This window comes from Sphingobium sp., assembly GCF_048594625.1.
Lineage (GTDB): Bacteria > Pseudomonadota > Alphaproteobacteria > Sphingomonadales > Sphingomonadaceae > Sphingobium.
Map to the genome: position 1 here is coordinate 1 of NZ_JBMDWL010000121.1, position 18,498 is coordinate 18,498.

Sequence of the window (18,498 nt, forward strand, 5' to 3'; positions counted from 1 at the left end):
CAGCGCCTCCCAGCTTTCCCGCAATGGCGCACCTGCTGCGGCTACGATCCACGGATATTGCGCCAGTTCGGCCAGATCCGGCTTCGTCCCCGCCAGCGGATGTCCGGCGCGCGCGATCACCACCGGGCGATCCTCGAACAACGCCGACTGCTGGAAATCCGCCTCCAGCAACGGATGGCGTAACGCGCCGACCATCAGGTCGATCGAACCGTTACGCAGCGGTTCGATCAGTTCGGCGCGTGAACCTTCCACGATGGTGATCCGCACGCCCGGCCTTCGCCTCAGAAATCGCGACACGGCGGACGGCAAAACCCGTGCCCGCGACAATGGCATCGCGCCGATGGCGATGCTGCGCGTCTCCTGCCCCTTAAGCGCGGCCAGTTCCGATAATGCAGCGATCAATTCTACCCGTGCCAGTCGAAAGGATCGCGCCATGCGCACGCCTGCATCGGTCAGCACCACCACCTTGCCCTGACGCCGCACGAGGGGACGCCGCAGCGACAGCCCCAGATCATTGACCGCCCGGTGCAGCGAAGGCATGGACAGCCCCGTCAGAACAGCCGCCGCAGGATAGCTTCCCCCATCGGCCAGCGCGATCAGCGCCCGGAAACGCGCCATGGTCACATGCGGGCTGGCAATATGATCCAGTGCCGCACGGAAACGTGGCACCAGCAGCGCCCCAGCCTCAGTCACCGCCATCCCGTCATGCCTGCGTTCGAACAGCGGCACGCCCAGCAGCCTTTCGAACCGCGCCAGCGCCTGCGTTATCGCTGGCTGGGTCAAATTCACCGCCGTCGCGGCCGCATTCATCGTACCACGATCGGCAATTTCTACGGTCGCGTGCAAATGGCGCAGATTGATGTCGGTCCAGTCCATCGAACCATGTTTAGTAAAAACTAATGGCCCGGCCAACATTCCATTTTGCCCCATGCACCGAACGGGTCCAGCCAGCAATCTGTCATCGCGTCCCGTGCGCGTAACGGTTAAAAGGAGAAGGTCAGCATGTCCGGCATCGTCGTCCAGAATATCGAACGGGCGAATCTGTCCATCATCGACGGCCTCGCCAAATGCGGCGTTTCTACCGTGCATGAAGCGCAGGGCCGCACCGGCCTGCTCGCAGCCTATATGCGCCCCATATATGGCGGCGCACGCATCGCAGGCAGCGCCGTCACCATTTCCGCGGCGCCGGGCGACAACTGGATGGTTCATGTCGCCATCGAACAGCTGAAGGAAGGGGACGTGCTGCTGCTCGCTCCGACCAGCCCCTGCACGGATGGCTATTTCGGCGATCTGCTCGCGACGTCGGCGCAGGCACGCGGCTGTCGTGGCCTCATCATCGATGCGGGCGTGCGCGATGTGCGCGACCTGACGCAGATGCGCTTCCCCGTATGGTCGAAGGCAATTCACGCACAGGGCACCGTCAAGAACACCATCGGATCCGTAAACGTGCCCGTCATCTGCGCCAACGCGCTGGTCAATCCGGGTGATGTGGTCATTGCCGACGATGACGGCGTGTGCGTCGTGCCCCGCGCCGATGCCGCCGCCGTGCTGGAAAAGGCGCAGGCCCGCGAAGCCGCCGAAGAAGCCAAGCGCATCCGCCTAGCCGCCGGGGAACTGGGCCTCGACATCTACAATATGCGCCCGCGCCTTGCCGAAATGGGCCTGAAATATGTCTGACGCAGCCGCCTCAGCCGATTTGCCAGCAGGAACGAACGCTGTTCAGGCCAGCGCCCGCGTCATGTGGATGCGTGGCGGCACGTCGAAGGGCGGCTATTTTCTGGCGGAAGATCTTCCCCCGGACATGGCCGCACGCGACGCCTTCCTGCTACGCGCCATGGGATCGCCCGATCCGCGCCAGATCGACGGCATGGGCGGCGCAGATCCGCTGACCAGCAAGGTGGCCGTCGTCAGGAAATCCGATCGTGACGGTGTCGATGTCGACTATCTCTTCCTTCAGGTCTTCGTCGATAAAGCGGTCGTTACCGACGCGCAGAATTGCGGCAATATCCTGGCGGGCATCGGCCCCTTCGCCATCGAACGCGGTCTTGTGCCTGTACGACACGGGGAAACCCCCGTCGCCATCTTCATGGAAAATACCGGGCAGACCGCCATCGCCACGGTGCAGACGCCCGGCGGCGCGGTCCGCTATGATGGCGATGCGAAGATCGATGGCGTGCCCGGCAGCGCGGCTCCCATTCCGCTGGAATTTCGCGAAACGGCCGGCTCATCTTGCGGCGCGCTGCTCCCGACCGGCAGAGCCTTTGACGAAGTGGACGGCATTCGCGTCACCCTGATCGACAATGGCATGCCCTGCGTGGTGATGAAGGCGCAGGACGTCGGCATCAGCGGATATGAAGACCGTGAGACGCTGGACAATGACGGCGCGCTCAAGGCTCGCATCGAATCCATCCGCCTCGCCGTTGGCGCGTGCATGAACCTCGGCGACGTCAGCGACAAATCCGTGCCCAAGATGATGCTGGTCGCCCCGCCCCGCCATGGCGGCGCGGTGACGGTGCGCAGTTTCATTCCGCATCGCGCCCACGCCTCCATCGGCGTGCTGGGTGCGGTCAGCGTCGCCACCGCCTGCCTGATCGAAGGATCGCCTGCTGCCGAAGTCGCCGACATTCCGGGCGGTTCACGCAAGACTCTGTCGGTCGAACATCCGACCGGCGAAACGACCTGCGTCATGGAACTGGACGAAAGCGGTGCGGTCATCAGCGCTGCCATGCTGCGCACAGCCCGCAAATTGATGGATGGAGAGATTTTCGCATGAGCGCCAAAGACACAGCGCGAATCACAAGCTGGCACGCCAGTCCGTCCAGCCCGCTTTATACCCCGCCGCCCGGCGCCGTCGATGCGCATTGCCATGTCTTTGGGCCGATGGCGCAATTTCCCTTCAGCGCGAAAGCCAAATATCTGCCCGAAGATGCGGGACCGGACATGCTGTTCGCGCTGCGCGACCATCTGGGCTTTGCCCGCAATGTCGTCGTGCAGGCCAGTTGTCATGGCACCGACAATGCCGCCACGCTCGATGCCATTGCACAGTCGGATGGAAAGGCGCGCGGCGTCGCCGTCGTCGATCCCGCGATTTCAGACGCGGAACTGGCCGCCTTGCATGACGGCGGCATACGCGGCATCCGCTTCAATTTCCTGAAACGTCTGGTCGACGATGCACCGAAGAACAAATTTCTGGAAATCGCCAGCCGCCTGCCTGCGGGCTGGCATGTCGTCATCTATTTCGAAGCCGACATATTGGAGGAACTGCGCCCCTTCATGGATGCGATCCCCGTCCCGCTGGTGATCGACCATATGGGCCGCCCCGATGTGACGCAGGGTCCGGACGGTCGCGACATGCGCGCCTTCCGCACCCTGCTCGACAGCCGTGACGACATCTGGTTCAAAGCGACCTGTCCGGACCGGCTGAACCCGGCGGTAGGCAACGCAGGGGGCGATCCGTGGAACGCCTTTGCCGACGCCGTTGCGCCGCTGGTCGCCGATTATCAGGACCGCGTCCTGTGGGGCACCGACTGGCCGCATCCGAACATGCAGGACGATATTCCTGACGACGGCCATCTGGTCGACATGATCCCGCGCATCGCACCGTCCGATCTGCTTCAGCGAAAGCTGCTGATCGACAACCCCATGCGCCTCTACTGGCTCGAAGAAGCGCAGAGCTGACATATTTTCGCCCCGGCGTCGATTTCGGACGACCGGGGCCTTATCATCGCTCGCCGTTGCGGCGGCGCTCCGTCGCTTCGGTCTGCCAGACGGTTTCACCCGTCTGCCAATCCGTCGGGCAACCGGTGCAATCCTGCATCCATGCATCCTGAAACATGGCGAAGCGGATGCGGGATGCCTCCATCGTCGCATTTTCCAGATTGGCTTCATAACATTTCGCTTCCAGCAAATCCGCATGGATCAGCTTCGCACCCTTGAAAGATGCGCCTTTCAACAGGGCCTTCTCCAGCGTAGCCGAGGTAAAATCGACCCCGTCGAAAAATGGCATGTCCTGCGCGGGAGAAGGCCAGATTGGTCCCTCGCAACGATGCCCCATTGAGGTGCGCTCCGTTCAGGAACGTCATGGACATGTCCACACTGTCCAGTTCCGCGCCGGTCAGGTTGGCATGCCGCATATCCGCCCGCGCCAGCTTTGCGCCGCGCAGGTCCGCTCCGGTCAGGTCCGCATTGGTAAGGTCGGCAAAGCGCAGATCCGTCCCCCGCGCAGTTCGTACGGGGCGCAATGGTGCATCCATTGATGACCCATGGAGACGGTCGTTCCTCGACATTCACGATCTTCTGCTGTGCGGCGGCGGGCAGAGCAATGGCAGTCAGCAACAGGCTGATACAGGCAAGGCGCATGGGATGGTCCAGTCCATGATCGAAAAGGGTGTCCGGCCAGAGATGCGAGGGAGGTCGCATGTCCGGCCGGACGCTTCGCACGGCGTGTCGGCGCCGTACCAAGAAAGCCTCAGACTTCCGGCAGTTCGAATAGCCAGAAGGAACCACCCTGACTGACCGTCCGGGTCAGGTCCGCCATATCCCCGCCCCATAGCGGCACCGCGCCGCCATAGCCGGACGCAAGGCCGATATATTGCTTGCCACCTTCTTCCCATGTGATCGGCACGGACACCACGCCCGATCCTGTCTGGAATTTCCAGAGTTCCTCACCCGTTTTGGCGTTGAAGATCTTCACATAGCCATCGCTGGTGCCCTGAATGACGATATTGCCCTTGGTCGTCACGTTGCCGCCCCATAAGGGCAAATGCTCCTTGGCTTCCCAAGCGATCTTGCCGGCCTTGGGGTCCATGGCACGCAGCACGCCGACATGGTCGTCGAACTGCTTTCTAATGCGGAAGCCCTGCCCCAGATAGGCCGCACCCTTATTATAGGTGACATTTTCCGTCCAATAATCTTCCGACCAGTCGTTCGATGGAATGTAAAACAGGCCGGTGCCGGGATTATAGGACATCGGCATCCAGTTGGTGCCACCCAGGAAGTTGGGCGTCACGCGGATGCTTTCGTCCTTGCCCTTGCCCGGCGCGGGCGCAGCTTGTCGAGGTCGGTCAGGAAGAAATAACCGTTGCGATCGGCATGGGCGCGCGCACGGATGGTCTTGCCGTCCTTTTCCAGATCGAACAGGACGATCGGGTTATTGCCCGAAAAGTCCCACGCATCATTGGACGTATGCTGGAAGAAGCCTACCGGTTCGCCCGTCGACGGCTCGATATAGACCTGACCCGACGTATAGAGACTATCGCCGGGCGAACGTTTCCATGTGTTCCAGAGCGCGGGGTTGCCGGTGCCGATGACGATGGTGTTGGTCTTTTCGTCATAGGTGGCCGACTGCCAGGGCGCGCCGCCGCCATGATTCCAGGCCTCGACCTTCTTGCCGTCCTTGCCATTGGGCCAGCTGGGCGCCTTGGGATCGCCGGTGAAGCTGGAAGGTTTTGCGTTCAGGCGGCGATGATGCCCTTCCACCATCGGCCGCATCCAGATTTCTTCGCCGGTATCGGGGTCGCGGGCATAAAGTTCGCCCACCACGCCAAATTCATCCCCGACGATCCGTGGATCAGCAGCACCTTGCCAGTCTTCTTGTCCTTCACGATCGTAGGCGCTCCGGTCATGGTGTAACCGGCCTTGTGGTCCTGAAACTTCCTGTTCCACACGACCTTCCCGGTCTTGCGATCGAGCGCGATCATCCCCGCGTCCAGCGTGCCGGAGAAAATCTTCTCGCCATAGATCGCCGCACCGCGATTAACGACGTCGCAACAGGAGCGGATGTCGTCTGGCAGGCGCGCGGTATAGGATCAGATCTTCTTGCCGGTCTTCACATCCAGCGCGAAAACCCGGCTGTAGGATGCAGTGACATAGATGACGCCGTCATAGACCAGCGCCTGACTTTCCTGCCCCCACTGCCGCTCATCCCCGAGGGAAAAGACCCATTTGGGTACCACGCGTTTGGCATTTTCGGCGTTGATCTGGCTGAGTTCGCTATAACGCTACACCTTCACGCCCAGACCACACATCAGCACATTGTCGTTGCTCTTGTCGTCCGACGATATGTCTTCCCAGGTCACGCCCGGCAATTTGAAGTCATGCTTCTGCGCTGCGGGCTGGCTGATCGCCGGCACCGCCCCCAACATGGCCATGGCCGAAACCAACAAGCGCTCCCGTTGTCCCATCATCGCATCCTCCTCACAATCAGACTGTGGTCATTCCCGCTTTTCGATGTTCAGAGGAGGCGGCGCTTCACGAGATGGTCTTGATGGCTTTATGAGAAACGCCTCAGACAGACTTATGCTTTGGTCCGATGGCGCAGCAGAAATCCGACCCCGCGCACGGTCGAAAGTTCGGGTGCGCCATCATGGGCCGCCAGATGCCGCCTCAGATAGCCGACATAGACGTCCACCGCATTTTCGGTAACGTCCGCATCCCGTCCCCATACCTCGTCCAATATCTGTCCGCGCGTTACAACCTGCCCCGCCTGCCGGATCAGGCAATGGAGCAGGTCGAACTCGCGGCGGCCCAGCGTCAGCATCGCGTTCCCGATACAGGCCGACCGGCTGCGCATATCCACGACCAGTTCGTCCAGTACCAACCGGTCCTGCGCCTGCGCCGCGCTGCGCCGAATCATCACGTGCAGCCGCGCCAGCAGTTCTTCGAAGGAAAACGGCTTGGTCAGATAATCGTCCGCGCCGCATCGGAACCCTTCCAGCCGGTCCTCCAGTTCCGCCCGCGCCGTGAGCATGCAGATGGGCAGGTCATTGCCCTTCGCCCTCGCCTCGCGGCACAGATCCGCGCCGGCCGCGTCCGGCAGGCCCCTGTGGACGAACCTGCCGATGCTAGGGTCATCCTCCACCAGCAATATCCTCACCCCCGCTCCGGCAGGCTCAGCGATACGCATAGCCCCTCTCCCTCCATCCCGTTATGCGCGCTGATCGCGCCGTCATGGCCCTGCACAACCCAGCGCGCCAGCGACACACCAAGCCCTGTTCCGCCCAGGGATCGTCCGGCCTTACCCTGTACATAGGGGTCGAATATCCGTTGCAGCTCACCGTCCACCACGCCCGGCCCCTCGTCCGCGACAATGATGCCGACCCCACCTGACCCTCTGCGCCCGCGCAGGGAAAACACGCCATCGGGCGGCGAAAATTTGATCCCGTTATCCACCAGCGCCAGCATCGCCTGCCGCAACCGGTCCGGGTCACCCGCGACCGGCATCGCGCCATCCAGCGCAGCCAGTTCCAGCCTTACGCCACTCACTGCGGCAAAGCCCGCCGCACTCCGCCCTACCTGACGCGCGATCTCCGCCAGATCGACCGGATTGCGCCGTAACGGCAATGCGCCGTCTTCCGCCCGCGCAAGAGCGAGCAAATCCTCCAGCCGCCGTTCCAGAAATTTGTCGCTGTCGACGATCTGGTGCAACGCGTCGCGCAAAGCAGGCACATCATGGTCGCAACGCAATGCAACCTCCGCCTCACCGCGCATGACCGTCACAGGCGTGCGCAGTTCATGGCTCACCTTCGACAGGAACAGGCGACGTCGCCGGTCCGTATCCGCCAGTTGCCGGTTCATATCCTGCAACTCCGCCGTGCGGCTGCGGACTTTATTCTCAACCGCCTGTGCCATATGATCGAAATGATCGACCAGTTGCTGCACCTCGCGCAGATTGCTGCGTGGCAACGGTTCCAGATCGCGCTCGCCGGCGACGGACATGGTGGCCCTCGCCTCTTCATTCTCCCGCGCCGCCATGTGCCGCACCAAAATCCGCATATCCGCCAGAGCGGCGGGACGCGCCTTGGCCATGGCGATCAGCCGTCTTGCATCGATGGCTTCCTGCACCTGATCATTGCGACTCGCCTCATCGGTCCCGATAAGATGTGCTTCATCCTGAATGCTGGTCAGATAAGCCGCGGCTACCGTGTCCAGCTCGCTCCGCATATGGCCCGACCGCGCCAGCCGGGTCTGTGCTGCCTCCGCATCGATCCGCGCCAGCAGCAAATGCCTGCTTTTGCGCCATGTCGGCGCGTTGCGAAAATCGGTGCGTCGACGCCTGCAGATAGAGGATGGTGCCGATCAAAGCGGCAAGCCCCACCGCCATCGCGGCCGCCCCAGTCAGGAAAAGCCCCCGGAAACGACCTCTCCTGTCTTTGACCGTACGTTAACGGACCGGCTCAAACGCGTCTTTTGTACCAAAGGAGCAGGGCGCCCCCGCGGTCGCCACCCAAAATGCGACTTTGCCCTTTTCAAACATATGCTTCAATCATCAGCTCATGATCGACATCAGCGGCTGCACCCGATTTTATCGTTTAGCGCTAAACAATTTTAAGAAAATCACTTGTCGAAATGCGCGGACATGCCATTCTTGGAATAGCCGAAGCGAAAGCGTGACCGCAGAGTCCGGCCATAGGAAGGGGAGGAATGGGCATGAACTTTGCCCAGTTGAGCATGACGTTCATTCTGCAACTGCTCGTCATTCTGGGCACCTGTCGCCTTGCGGGATGGATATTGACCCGCTTTCTCGGTCAGCCGCAAGTGATTGGCGACATGATCGCCGGTATCATGCTGGGCCCGACGCTTTTCGGCGCCGTCGCGCCCGACCTGCAACGCGCTATCTTCACCCCGGACACGCGTCCGATTCTCAATTTGTGCGCACAGGCCGGCATCGGCCTCTACATGTTTCTTGTGGGGCTGGGCTTTCGCAAGGATCATTTCCAGCTGAACGTGCGCAGCGCCGTCACGGTATCGCTAACCGGCATCCTTGCTCCTTTTCTTCTCGCCGTGCTCTGCACCCCGTTAATGCTGCGGCTTGGCCTTTTCGGTGAAGGAATTACCGGGTTCGAAGCCAGCCTCTTCATCGGTGTCGCGGTGTCGATCACCGCATTCCCGGTGCTCGCCCGCATCATCGACGAACGCGGATTGGCGGGAACGCCGCTCGCCGCGCTGGCCCTGTCGGCGGGGGCTATTGATGACGCCATCGCCTGGACGATCTTTGCTATCTTGCTGGCCTGCCTCGGCGCTGATCCGTCGATTGCGGTCAAAGCCATAGCGGGTGGCGGCCTGTTCGCCCTGACGATGCTGGCATTGGGACCAAAGTTGCTGCAACCACTCAACCGTCGCGCGGAATCCGAAGGACGGGTTTCGCTGCTTCTGCTTGCGATCATTCTGATGCTGTTTGGCGCCAGCGCCTACGCCATGGATGCCGTCGGCCTCCATTCGGTTTTCGGCGGCTTCCTGCTGGGCGTCGTCATGCCACGCGGTATCCTGACGCAGGGGATCAAAGCACGACTGGAGCCTCTCACCCTGCTCTTGCTGGTGCCGCTCTTCTTCACTTTTTCGGGTCTCAACACCCGATTGGCGGTGGTGGACAGCCCTGCCCTCATCCTGATCGCCCTTGCCATCCTTGCGGGATCGATCCTGACCAAGGGCGGCGCCTGCTGGGCTGCCGCCCGGCTGACGGGGCAGGATCGACCGACCGCGCTCGCTGTCGGCGCGCTAATGAATGCCCGCGGGCTGATGGAATTGCTGGTCATCAACATCGGCCTTCAACGCGGGATTATCGGCCCTGCCCTCTTCTCCATGCTGGTGCTGATGACGATCGTTACGACCATCATGGCCACTCCCGCCATCGACATGATCGCCCGCAGAAAGCTACTTGGCGACATGCGCGATGACGATCCCGATACAATCATTCCAACGCCCCTTTCGGACGCCCGATCAATATGATCCATGGTTCCGCTCCATCCTTCACCCCCATTTTCTTACTGCGGATCATTTCAAATGCATGCTGACATCGCTTCTTCCGATCGCAGGGTGAAACGGGTCGTCGTCGCCGGAGGGGGCACGGCGGGCTGGGTCGCGGCGACTGCGCTGATACGGCATCTCGGCCCGCTCATCGACGTCACGCTCATCGAATCCGATGCCATCGGCACAATCGGCGTGGGCGAATCCACCGTCCCGACCTTCCGCGCTTTTCACCAGCTCATGAAAATCCGGGAAGACCGGTTCATGGCGGAAGCGCAGGCAACGGTGAAACTGGGCATCGAGTTCAAAAATTGGGGTCGGATCGGCGATCGTTACATTCATCCATTCGGCACCATCGGCCTGAAATGGAGCTGGATGGCGGACTTCCATCATTTCTGGCTTCACGCCCGAACCAAGGGGTTTGGCGGTGAGCTGGGTGAATATTGCCTGGAATGGGTGGCGGGCGAAGCCAACCGCATGTCACTGTCTTCGTCGATACAGCCCAGCTATGCCTATCATATCGACGCGGCCCAATATGCCCGTTTCCTGCGCCAACTGGCCGAGCCCGCCGGAGTAAGACGGATCGAGGGCAAGATCCGCAACATCGAACTGGCGCCCGACAGCGGTTTCATCGATGCCCTCATCCTTGAAACGGGCGAAAGGATCGAAGGCGACCTGTTCATTGATTGCACGGGCTTTCGCTCACTGTTGCTGGGCGACGCGCTGGGGGTCGAGTTTGAAGACTGGGGGCACTGGATACGCACGAACCGCGCCGTTGCGGTGCAATCCACGTCCGACGGCCCGGCGCAACCTTATACCTCGGCGATCGCCCATGAAGCGGGCTGGCGCTGGCGCATTCCCCTGCAGCATCGCGATGGCAACGGTTTCGTCTTCGCCAGCGACTTCATGTCCGACGACGAAGCCCATGCGCGTCTGCTGGCGGAGATTGAGGGCGAACCGATTGTCGATCCCTGGCTGGTCAAGTTCAGGACAGGGATGCGCGCAAAGGCCTGGCACAAGAACTGCGTCGGACTAGGGCTGGCCGGCGGATTCATCGAACCGCTGGAATCCACCAGCATCCATCTGATGATGGCGGCGGTGACGCGATTGATCGAAGATTTTCCATTCCATGGTTTCGACGACGCGCTGATGCGCAATTTCAACCATAAGTCGCGGCAGGAATTCGAAAATATCCGCGACTTCATCATCCTGCATTATCATGTGACCCAACGGGACGATTCCCCCTTCTGGGATCATTGTCGCAGGATGGAGATACCCGACAGCCTGAAAGGCAGGCTGGCATTATGGCAGGAAAATGCCCGTGCGCATCAACTGCCGCATGAACTGTTCCGGATCGACAGCTGGTCATCGGTCCTGCTGGGCCAGCATATGTATCCGCGTGGCTATCATCACGTCGCAGAGCTCATGCCCGAACAGCAACTGCGCGACGAACTTGAACGGATGCGGTCCGACATCGCCCGCATCAGCGACGAAATGCCCACCCATCGCGATTTTCTGAATAATTACTGCCCGGCAACATTGCGATGACGTGGAATGCGTCCGGTATCGCCGAGGCGATGGGCCATAGTGCAAAGGTGGATAATGCAATGTCAATATTATATCAATAATTCTAATATTATCACATGTAACATGCGGTGTCAGCGATTATACATCCGTTATAAATATAATATTATCTATTATCATACGCTTATAAAATTCTATCGATAAATATATCTGAACTGTGTTCCAAAAGTCACGGCGAGATCATGCCTGTAGTAACACAAAAATCAAATATTATGTATAAATTACAGTAGCATATCCAAAATTCTCGTTTGCGTTGCTATTGACATCGGTGTTGATAGTCAGATTGACAACGCTGCATCAAAACTAGCATAAGCAAGCAATAAGCCGTCACGAGCAACGAATTTAACAGGGAGGATGTTGAGATGGTCTTGCCATATTCACGACTGATGCAATGTGCATCTATGATAGCGCTAACATATAGCGCTATACCTTATGCGGCTCGTGCGCAGGATGCCGCCGTCGAAAATGCAGAAGCCGATATCGTCGTGACCGGCGTCCGCGCCAGTCTTGACCGCGCAATCGACATCAAACGCAACAGCAGCGGCGTCGTGGACGCGATTTCAGCTGAAGACATCGGCAAATTCCCCGATACCAACCTGGCCGAATCGCTTCAGCGCATCACGGGCGTGTCGATCGACCGCGTGAACGGCGAAGGGTCGCAGGTGACCGTGCGTGGTTTTGGCGGCGGCTTCAACCTCGTGACGCTGAATGGTCGCACGCTGCCATCGGCCAATGTGACCACGGTGGGCGGCGATTCCAACGCCGACTATTCGTCGGGCACCAGCCGCTCCTTCGATTTCGGCAATCTCGCATCCGAAGGTGTCAGCACGCTGGAAGTCTACAAGACCGGCCGTGCCGCCGTTCCTTCCGGCGGGATCGGCGCTGCCATCAATGTCATAACGCGCAAGCCGCTCGACGCACGCGAACCCGGATTGAGCGGTACGATCGGCGTGAAGGCGCTCTACGACACCAGCGTCGAAAAGCGGCTCGATGATCCGTCGAAAATCACGCCAGAAGCGTCCGGCCTGCTCAGCTGGCGCGACGAAAATGAAATATTCGGCGTCTCCATCTTCGGCAGCTATCAAAAGCGTAATTTCTCGACCCGCGGCGCCACCGTTAATGGCTGGAATATCCGCCGCTATAGCCAGTTCGCCAATCCCGCGAACGGTTTCGTCAACGCAAACACGCAGATCCGCAACGCGCCGACCGATCCCAACACGCTGGTGTCGATCCCCAATGACAGCAGCTATTATTACTCTCAGGGTTCGCGTGAACGCATCAACGGATCGGCCGTCGTCCAATTCCGCCCGACCGAAACGCTTACCTTCACCGCTGATGCGTTGTTCGCCCAGAACAAGCAGAGCGAGCAACGCGCTAGCCAGGGTAACTGGTTCAACCGCCCCTTTGCCGAAGTGGAATTTGACGGCAATCCCGTCGTGGCGACCCCGACGTTCCTGCGTGAAACGATTGAAGGCGTGAAAGACGCAGCCTTCGAACAGGCTTATCGCGGTGTGCGCAACCGGCTTCAGGACTATGGCCTGAACGCCAAATGGGAAATCAACGACCGCGTCACGCTTTCGCTCGATGGCCATACCGGCCTTGCGCAAAGCTCGCCCAACAATCCGGCAGGCGTCAGCTCGACTCTTGTCGGTCTGGGCGCACCGGTCGTCGCTTCGCAGTCGGCCGATTTCAGCGGCGTCATCCCTGCCCAGACCATCGTCATCAATGACGCGATCCCCGGCCGTGGTCCCAATGGCAATGGCGTGCTCGACCTTGGCGACATCGGTTCGCAAATGGGCCGAACCGTTTCCTCGTCCCAGCGTCAACGGATCAACGAAGTGCGCGCCGACCTCGGTTGGGAACTGGACGACATGGGCAGCCGCATCGATGTCGGCGGCAACTATCGCACGTCGAAAATGCGTCAGGCCCGCGTCCAGACGCAACAGACGCTGGGCGACTGGGGCATCGGCAATGTCGGTGATATTCAGAGCCAGGCCCCCGGCGTTCTCCAGACCTATTGCCTCGTCTGCAAGTTCGACAATTTCGATGCAAAGGGTCAGGGTCCGACGCTGGTCGCCTTCCAGGGCAATGCCGTCGACCTCTACAACGCCCTATCGCCTTATTACACGGCGCGCGGCAACGCGGTCGGCGTGACCAATCGGGAAGATAACCGGGTCAAGGAAGATATCTGGTCGGCCTATGGTCAATTGACGTGGAAGGGCGAACTGGCGGGTCACCGCGCGACGTTGGTCGTGGGCGCCCGCTATGAACGGACAAAGGTCAGATCGACGTCGCTGATCGCTGTTCCTGCTGGCATCACCTGGACGGCGGACAATGACTTCGTCCTGTCCGTATCGGATCAGGTCGAGCCTTTCTCCGATAGCGGCAGCTATAATAATTTCCTGCCCGCGATGGATTTCCAGGTCGAAATCGCCAAAAATTTCATCGGCCGCTTCTCCTTCAGCAAGACGATCGCGCGTCCGGATTTTGGCAATCTGTTCGTGGCCAGTTCTGTCGGCACCCCGCCACGCCCCATCGCGCTGGGTGGCTTTGCCACCGGTTCGACCGGGAACGCGCAGCTGGCACCGTTGATTTCCGACAATCTCGATCTGTCGTTCGAATGGTATTACAAACCGTCCAGCTATATTTCGGCGGGCGTATTCGAAAAGCGGGTCCAGAATTTCGTCGGCACCGGTCAGAACACTCGCAACCTGTTCGGCCTGCGTGACGTCAGTTCGGGCGCACCCGGATCGCGCTCTGGCACGGCGCTGGCGGAATTGCAGAGACTTCGCGTCGATCCCACCGACGTGAATCTGTTCACCATGACGGCCCTGTTGCAGGAAGCGAATGGCAATATTCAGGCCGCGTCGCAGCAGTTCCAGCAGAATTTCAGCAATGGCGGCCTTGATCAGGCCTTTGCCGACGCCGTCCTGCGCCGTGTCGATCTGGTGGCGGATGCCAATGATCCGCTCTACGACTTTGAAGTCACCCAGCCGATCAACAACCGTCAGGGCAAGATCTGGGGCTTCGAACTCGCCGCCCAGCATTTCTTCGGCAACACCGGCGTGGGCGTGTCGGCGGCCTATACGCTGGTCCGCGGCGATGTCGGCATCGATGTCGGCGCCGATCCCAGTGAAGATCAGTTCGCGCTGGTCGGCCTGTCCGACACCGCCAACGCGACGCTGATTTACGACAAGAACGGCATTTCCGCCCGCCTTGCCTATAACTGGCGCGACAAATTCCTTCAGTCCGCCAACCGTGGCGGCGGCGATCGCAATCCAGTGTTCGTCCGCCCCTTCGGTCAGCTGGACCTGAACGTCAGCTGGGATGTGTCGGAACGTTTCGCCGTCTCATTCGAAGCGATCAACCTGACGGAAAGCGACATCCGCACCTATGGCCGCGACAAGAGCAACCTGTGGTATGCACAGGAACTTGATCGTCGTTTCCTGCTGGGCGGCCGCTTCCGCTTCTGATCGGGGATAGCTGCTGATCGACCGGCCGGGGCCGCTGCACCATGCGGCGGCCCCGGCTTTTTTTCAAAAGCGATGATACGCCGCCTGATCCGCCGCACGAAAGCGGCTGCTCATTTTCGCAAACCATGCTTTAATGCCCCGACCGCGTCGTGCGGCATGCCGGACAGACGATGACCAAAACGACGATCCTCGACAATATCGCTCATGCCGACCTGCGCGTCGCGCCACTCAGTGGCGGTGCCTTTGGTGACGGCGTCAACCAGACGCTGATATTCCCGACCGAAATAGAGGCGGCCCAGCGCGATTTCCCCCTGTTGATCCAGCGTGATGAAGACGGCGCATGGCAATTGACCGCCTTGCTCGGTTTCGACCGCGACGAAAATCTGTTTCTGTCCGACGATGGCTGGACGGCCCGCTACGTACCCGCAGTCCATCGGCGCGGCCCGTTCCTGATCGGCCTGCAAAGGCGCGACGGTGCCGACCATCCCGTCATTCATATCGATCTGGACGACCCGCGCGTGGGCGACGATGGCGAACCGCTCTTCCTGCCGCATGGCGGCAACAGCGCCTATCTGGACCATGTGGCCGATGCTCTGCGCACGATCCACGAAGGACATGCGATGTCCCAGCCGATGTTCGCCGCTTTCGAAGCCGCAGGCCTCATCGCGCCGGTCGCATTGGAGATCATGGTCGACGACACGCGCCGCTATGACATAGGTGACCGCTTCACCATCGATGCCGATCGTCTGGCGACACTGGACGGCGCCGCATTGCAGCGGCTGAACGAAGCGGGATTTCTTGGCCTTGCTTTCGCCATTCGCGGGTCGATCGGCAATATCGATGATCTGATCGCTCGCAAACAAGCCCGCTGATGACGTCACCCCACCCCGTCCGCCGGATGACAGCCGCCGATTTTCGCGCTGTCGGCATGGCAACCCTGATGGAAGAACAGCAACCGGTCATCGTCACCGGCTTTGTCGAGGCATGGCCGCTGGTTGCCGCCGGACAAGATTCCGATCAGGCCGCGATGGACATGCTGCTGTCCCATTATGGCGGCATGCCGGTGACCGGCTATGTCGGTGCGCAGGGTGCGGGCGGGCGCTTCTTCTACGACGACATGCTTACCGGCTTCAATTTCGATCGAGGTCGTGCGCCCCTTCCCTATTTTCTCGATATGATCCGCGCTGACGCACAAAGTACGGGGCCGGCTGTCTATATAGGCTCAACCGACGTCGATCAGTATTTCCCAGGCCTTCGCGCGCATAACGACCTGCCGCCGCTGTTCGGCGATGCCGTGCCGACCATCAGCCTGTGGATCGGCAACCGGACCGTTGCAGCGACCCATTATGATGCATCGCATAACCTGGCCTGCTGCCTGGTCGGGCGGCGACGTTTTACCCTGTTTCCACCAGATCAGACAGGCAATCTCTACCCCGGTCCGATCGAACCGACGCCGGGCGGTCAAGTGGTCAGCATGGTCGATCCCGCTGCACCAGACCTCACGCGCTACCCACGCTTCGCCGATGCGCTGGACAAATGTCAGATCGCCGAACTCGATCCGGGCGACATGCTCTTCTATCCTGCTTTGTGGTGGCATCAGGTGGAGGCTCTGGATAGCTTCAACATCATGATGAATTATTGGTGGGACAGTGTTCCCGCCTATGTCGACACGCCGGTCGCCACGCTGCTTCATGGTCTGCTCAGCATCCGCAACCGTCCGGACGCCGAGCGCGCCGCATGGCGCGCATTGTTCGATCATTATGTTTTCGGCCCGGCCGAAACGGCCCGCGACCATCTGCCCAGCCATGCGCAAGGCCCGCTGGCCCCCCTGACGCCGACGGAAGCCCGCCGCCTGCGCGCCGCCGTCATGCGCCGGCTGAACCGCTAGACCGCCAGAAGAAATGCGAAATGGGGCGGCACCCACCGGTACCGCCCCATTTCGTTTCAACTGTCCATGTCGCCGTCTCAGTCGTCGATATTCCGGCGGAAGGTTTCGGGCAGGAACAGCAGCCCGATCACCACCGTGATCGCCGCGATCACGACCGGATACCAGAGGCCGTAATAAATATCCCCGGTCGCCGCGACCATGGCAAAGGCGGTGGTGGGCAGGAACCCGCCGAACCAGCCATTACCGATATGATAGGGCAGCGACATCGACGTGTAGCGAATGCGGCTGGGGAAAAGTTCGACCAGCATCGCGGCGATCGGGCCATAAACCATCGTGACCAGCATCGCGAGCGCCCACAGGATCGCGACGACCGCCACCTTGTTGATCTGCGCATTGTCTGCCTTGGCCGGATAACCCGCCGCCTTCAGACCCGCCTTCAGCTCGTCCTGAAATGCGGTGATCGCCGCTGCCTTGTCAGCGCCGCCCAGCGTGGTGGGATCAGGCACCGCAAAGCGGCTCGCCCCGACCTGCACGACAGCAGGCGTACCGACGGGCGCCTCTGCATTCACATAGCTGATCCCGGCCTTGGCCATATAGGCTTTGGCGATGTCACAGCTGGAACCATCGAACTTGTTCTTGCCGACCGGGTCGAACTGGAAGGAACAGCTGTCCTGCGCCACCGTAATGGTGACGGGTGCCGCCGCCTGCGCATGGGCCAGCGCCGGGTTGGCCGCATTGGTCAGTGCGCCGAACAGCGGGAAATAGGTGATCGCCGCCAGTGCACAGCCGCCCAGAATGATCGGCTTGCGCCCGATCTTGTCCGACAGCCATCCGAAGAAGACGAAAAAGGGTGTAGCCAGCGCCAGCGCGATGGCGATCAGGATATTCGCCGTGGCGCCATCCACCTTCAGCGTCTTTTCGAGGAAGAACAGCGCGTAGAACTGCCCGGCATACCAGACCACCGCCTGCCCCGCGACCGCGCCCAGCAGCGCGATCAGCACCCATCGCAAATTGCCCCATTGGCCAAAAGCCTCGGTCAGCGGCGCCTTCGACGTCTTGCCCTCGTCCTTCATCTTCTGGAAAACCGGGCTTTCGTTCAGTTGCAGACGGATCCACATCGATACGCCCAGCAGGATGATCGAAATCAGGAACGGCAGACGCCAGCCCCAGGCCGCGAATGTTTCTTCACCCAGCGCGAAGCGGAAACCGATGACCACCAGCAGCGCCGCGAACAGGCCGAATGTCGCCGTAGTCTGGATCCAGCTGGTATAAAGACCGCGTTTTCCTTCGGGCGCATGTTCCGCGACATAGGTGGCCGCGCCCCCATATTCACCACCCAGCGCCAGCCCCTGCGCCAGCCGCATGATCAGCAGGATGATGGGTGCCGCAACGCCAATGCTGGCATAGCTGGGGAGCAGACCGACCGCAAAGGTGGACAGGCCCATGATCCCCATCGTGACGAGAAAGGTGTTCTTGCGCCCGACCAGATCGCCGATCCGCCCGAATACCAGCGCGCCGAACGGACGAACGGCAAAGCCGGCCGCAAAGGCGGCGAGCGCGAAGATAAATCCCGTCGTTTCATTCACGCCCGAAAAGAACTGGGCGGAAATATAGGTGGCCAGCAGGCCGTAAAGATAGAAATCATACCATTCGAACACCGTCCCCAATGAGGACGCGGCGATGACGAGTTTCTCGTTCTGCGTCGCCGCATGTTGTTTCGGCAGGCTGTCGTCATAGGTCGTCGCCATAAGCCCCTCCTTGCAATGTGATTTCGGCCTGCCGACTGTCCGGCGCGGCGGAATGTCGGTC

Annotated in this window: 13 protein-coding genes and 2 pseudogenes; 8 read left to right on the top strand and 7 right to left on the bottom strand. The window is 60.7% G+C overall.

Going from position 1 to position 18,498, the window contains the following annotated elements:
• On the bottom strand, positions 1–876 hold an 876-nt coding region (locus ACOJSJ_RS15400), incomplete at its 3' end, for a LysR family transcriptional regulator (RefSeq protein WP_420145855.1).
• A gap of 126 nt (positions 877–1,002) precedes the next feature.
• On the opposite strand from ACOJSJ_RS15400, the gene ligK reads away from it, so the two are divergent.
• The 3 genes from ligK to ACOJSJ_RS15415 are packed head-to-tail and all read left to right on the top strand — an operon-like array spanning position 1,003 to position 3,678.
• Positions 1,003–1,677, top strand: a complete 675-nt coding sequence (gene ligK / locus ACOJSJ_RS15405) for a 4-carboxy-4-hydroxy-2-oxoadipate aldolase/oxaloacetate decarboxylase (RefSeq protein ID WP_420145856.1) — start codon at positions 1,003–1,005, stop codon at positions 1,675–1,677.
• Positions 1,670–2,773, top strand: coding sequence for a 4-oxalomesaconate tautomerase (locus tag ACOJSJ_RS15410; protein ID WP_420145857.1), 1,104 nt, complete (start codon positions 1,670–1,672; stop codon positions 2,771–2,773). The genes ligK and ACOJSJ_RS15410 overlap by 8 nt, the downstream gene beginning before the upstream one ends.
• On the top strand, positions 2,770–3,678 hold the full coding sequence (locus ACOJSJ_RS15415) for an amidohydrolase family protein (protein WP_420145858.1): 909 nt from the start codon (positions 2,770–2,772) through the stop codon (positions 3,676–3,678). The genes ACOJSJ_RS15410 and ACOJSJ_RS15415 overlap by 4 nt, the downstream gene beginning before the upstream one ends.
• Before the next feature lie 43 nt (positions 3,679–3,721).
• On the opposite strand, the gene ACOJSJ_RS15420 is transcribed toward ACOJSJ_RS15415, so the two are convergent.
• The 5 genes and pseudogenes from ACOJSJ_RS15420 to ACOJSJ_RS15440 form a co-directional block, all read right to left on the bottom strand.
• Positions 3,722–4,006 carry a pentapeptide repeat-containing protein gene (locus ACOJSJ_RS15420; protein WP_420145859.1) on the bottom strand — a complete coding sequence of 95 codons (285 nt, stop codon included), beginning with the start codon at positions 4,004–4,006 and terminating at the stop codon, positions 3,722–3,724.
• Positions 4,007–4,046: 40 nt separating this feature from the next.
• A pseudogene (locus ACOJSJ_RS15425) lies at positions 4,047–4,286 on the bottom strand (pentapeptide repeat-containing protein); the annotation flags it as partial.
• A gap of 182 nt (positions 4,287–4,468) precedes the next feature.
• Positions 4,469–6,185, bottom strand: a pseudogene (locus ACOJSJ_RS15430) (PQQ-binding-like beta-propeller repeat protein).
• A gap of 110 nt (positions 6,186–6,295) precedes the next feature.
• The gene (locus tag ACOJSJ_RS15435; protein WP_420145860.1) at positions 6,296–6,904 is read right to left on the bottom strand and encodes a response regulator transcription factor; all 609 of its coding nucleotides are present in this window, start codon (positions 6,902–6,904) and stop codon (positions 6,296–6,298) included.
• Positions 6,871–8,001: a sensor histidine kinase gene (locus tag ACOJSJ_RS15440; protein WP_420145861.1), complete on the bottom strand. Its 1,131-nt coding sequence runs from the start codon at positions 7,999–8,001 to the stop codon at positions 6,871–6,873. Before ACOJSJ_RS15440 ends, ACOJSJ_RS15435 begins: the two co-directional genes overlap by 34 nt.
• 426 nt (positions 8,002–8,427) lie before the next feature.
• On the opposite strand from ACOJSJ_RS15440, the gene ACOJSJ_RS15445 reads away from it, so the two are divergent.
• From ACOJSJ_RS15445 to ACOJSJ_RS15465, 5 genes are all read left to right on the top strand, one after another.
• Positions 8,428–9,726 carry a cation:proton antiporter gene (locus tag ACOJSJ_RS15445; protein WP_420145862.1) on the top strand — a complete coding sequence of 433 codons (1,299 nt, stop codon included), beginning with the start codon at positions 8,428–8,430 and terminating at the stop codon, positions 9,724–9,726.
• 54 nt (positions 9,727–9,780) lie between these two features.
• Entirely contained in the window at positions 9,781–11,292 is a 1,512-nt protein-coding gene (locus tag ACOJSJ_RS15450) for a tryptophan halogenase family protein (RefSeq protein WP_420145863.1), read from the top strand.
• Positions 11,293–11,729: 437 nt separating this feature from the next.
• The gene (locus ACOJSJ_RS15455; RefSeq protein WP_420145864.1) at positions 11,730–14,801 is read left to right on the top strand and encodes a TonB-dependent receptor; all 3,072 of its coding nucleotides are present in this window, start codon (positions 11,730–11,732) and stop codon (positions 14,799–14,801) included.
• 170 nt (positions 14,802–14,971) lie between these two features.
• Positions 14,972–15,673 carry a SapC family protein gene (locus ACOJSJ_RS15460; protein ID WP_420145865.1) on the top strand — a complete coding sequence of 234 codons (702 nt, stop codon included), beginning with the start codon at positions 14,972–14,974 and terminating at the stop codon, positions 15,671–15,673.
• On the top strand, positions 15,673–16,689 hold the full coding sequence (locus ACOJSJ_RS15465) for a cupin-like domain-containing protein (RefSeq protein ID WP_420145866.1): 1,017 nt from the start codon (positions 15,673–15,675) through the stop codon (positions 16,687–16,689). The genes ACOJSJ_RS15460 and ACOJSJ_RS15465 overlap by 1 nt, the downstream gene beginning before the upstream one ends.
• A 77-nt stretch (positions 16,690–16,766) precedes the next feature.
• Here the strand turns inward: ACOJSJ_RS15465 and ACOJSJ_RS15470 are convergent, their stop codons facing one another.
• Positions 16,767–18,437 (bottom strand): MFS transporter, encoded by a 1,671-nt coding sequence (locus ACOJSJ_RS15470; protein WP_420145867.1) that lies wholly within the window; start codon positions 18,435–18,437, stop codon positions 16,767–16,769.
• Between the last annotated feature and the right edge of the window lie 61 nt (positions 18,438–18,498).

Excerpts from the sequence above, each read along its gene's own strand:
- ligK (WP_420145856.1), top strand. The coding sequence starts at position 1,003 with ATGTCCGGCATCGTCGTCCAGAATATCGAACGGGCGAATCTGTCCATC.
- ACOJSJ_RS15410 (WP_420145857.1), top strand. The coding sequence starts at position 1,670 with ATGTCTGACGCAGCCGCCTCAGCCGATTTGCCAGCAGGAACGAACGCT.
- ACOJSJ_RS15415 (WP_420145858.1), top strand. The coding sequence starts at position 2,770 with ATGAGCGCCAAAGACACAGCGCGAATCACAAGCTGGCACGCCAGTCCG.
- ACOJSJ_RS15420 (WP_420145859.1), bottom strand. The coding sequence starts at position 4,006 with ATGCCATTTTTCGACGGGGTCGATTTTACCTCGGCTACGCTGGAGAAG.
- ACOJSJ_RS15435 (WP_420145860.1), bottom strand. The coding sequence starts at position 6,904 with ATGCGTATCGCTGAGCCTGCCGGAGCGGGGGTGAGGATATTGCTGGTG.
- ACOJSJ_RS15445 (WP_420145862.1), top strand. The coding sequence starts at position 8,428 with ATGAACTTTGCCCAGTTGAGCATGACGTTCATTCTGCAACTGCTCGTC.
- ACOJSJ_RS15450 (WP_420145863.1), top strand. The coding sequence starts at position 9,781 with ATGCATGCTGACATCGCTTCTTCCGATCGCAGGGTGAAACGGGTCGTC.
- ACOJSJ_RS15455 (WP_420145864.1), top strand. The coding sequence starts at position 11,730 with ATGATAGCGCTAACATATAGCGCTATACCTTATGCGGCTCGTGCGCAG.
- ACOJSJ_RS15460 (WP_420145865.1), top strand. The coding sequence starts at position 14,972 with ATGACCAAAACGACGATCCTCGACAATATCGCTCATGCCGACCTGCGC.
- ACOJSJ_RS15465 (WP_420145866.1), top strand. The coding sequence starts at position 15,673 with ATGACGTCACCCCACCCCGTCCGCCGGATGACAGCCGCCGATTTTCGC.
- ACOJSJ_RS15470 (WP_420145867.1), bottom strand. The coding sequence starts at position 18,437 with ATGGCGACGACCTATGACGACAGCCTGCCGAAACAACATGCGGCGACG.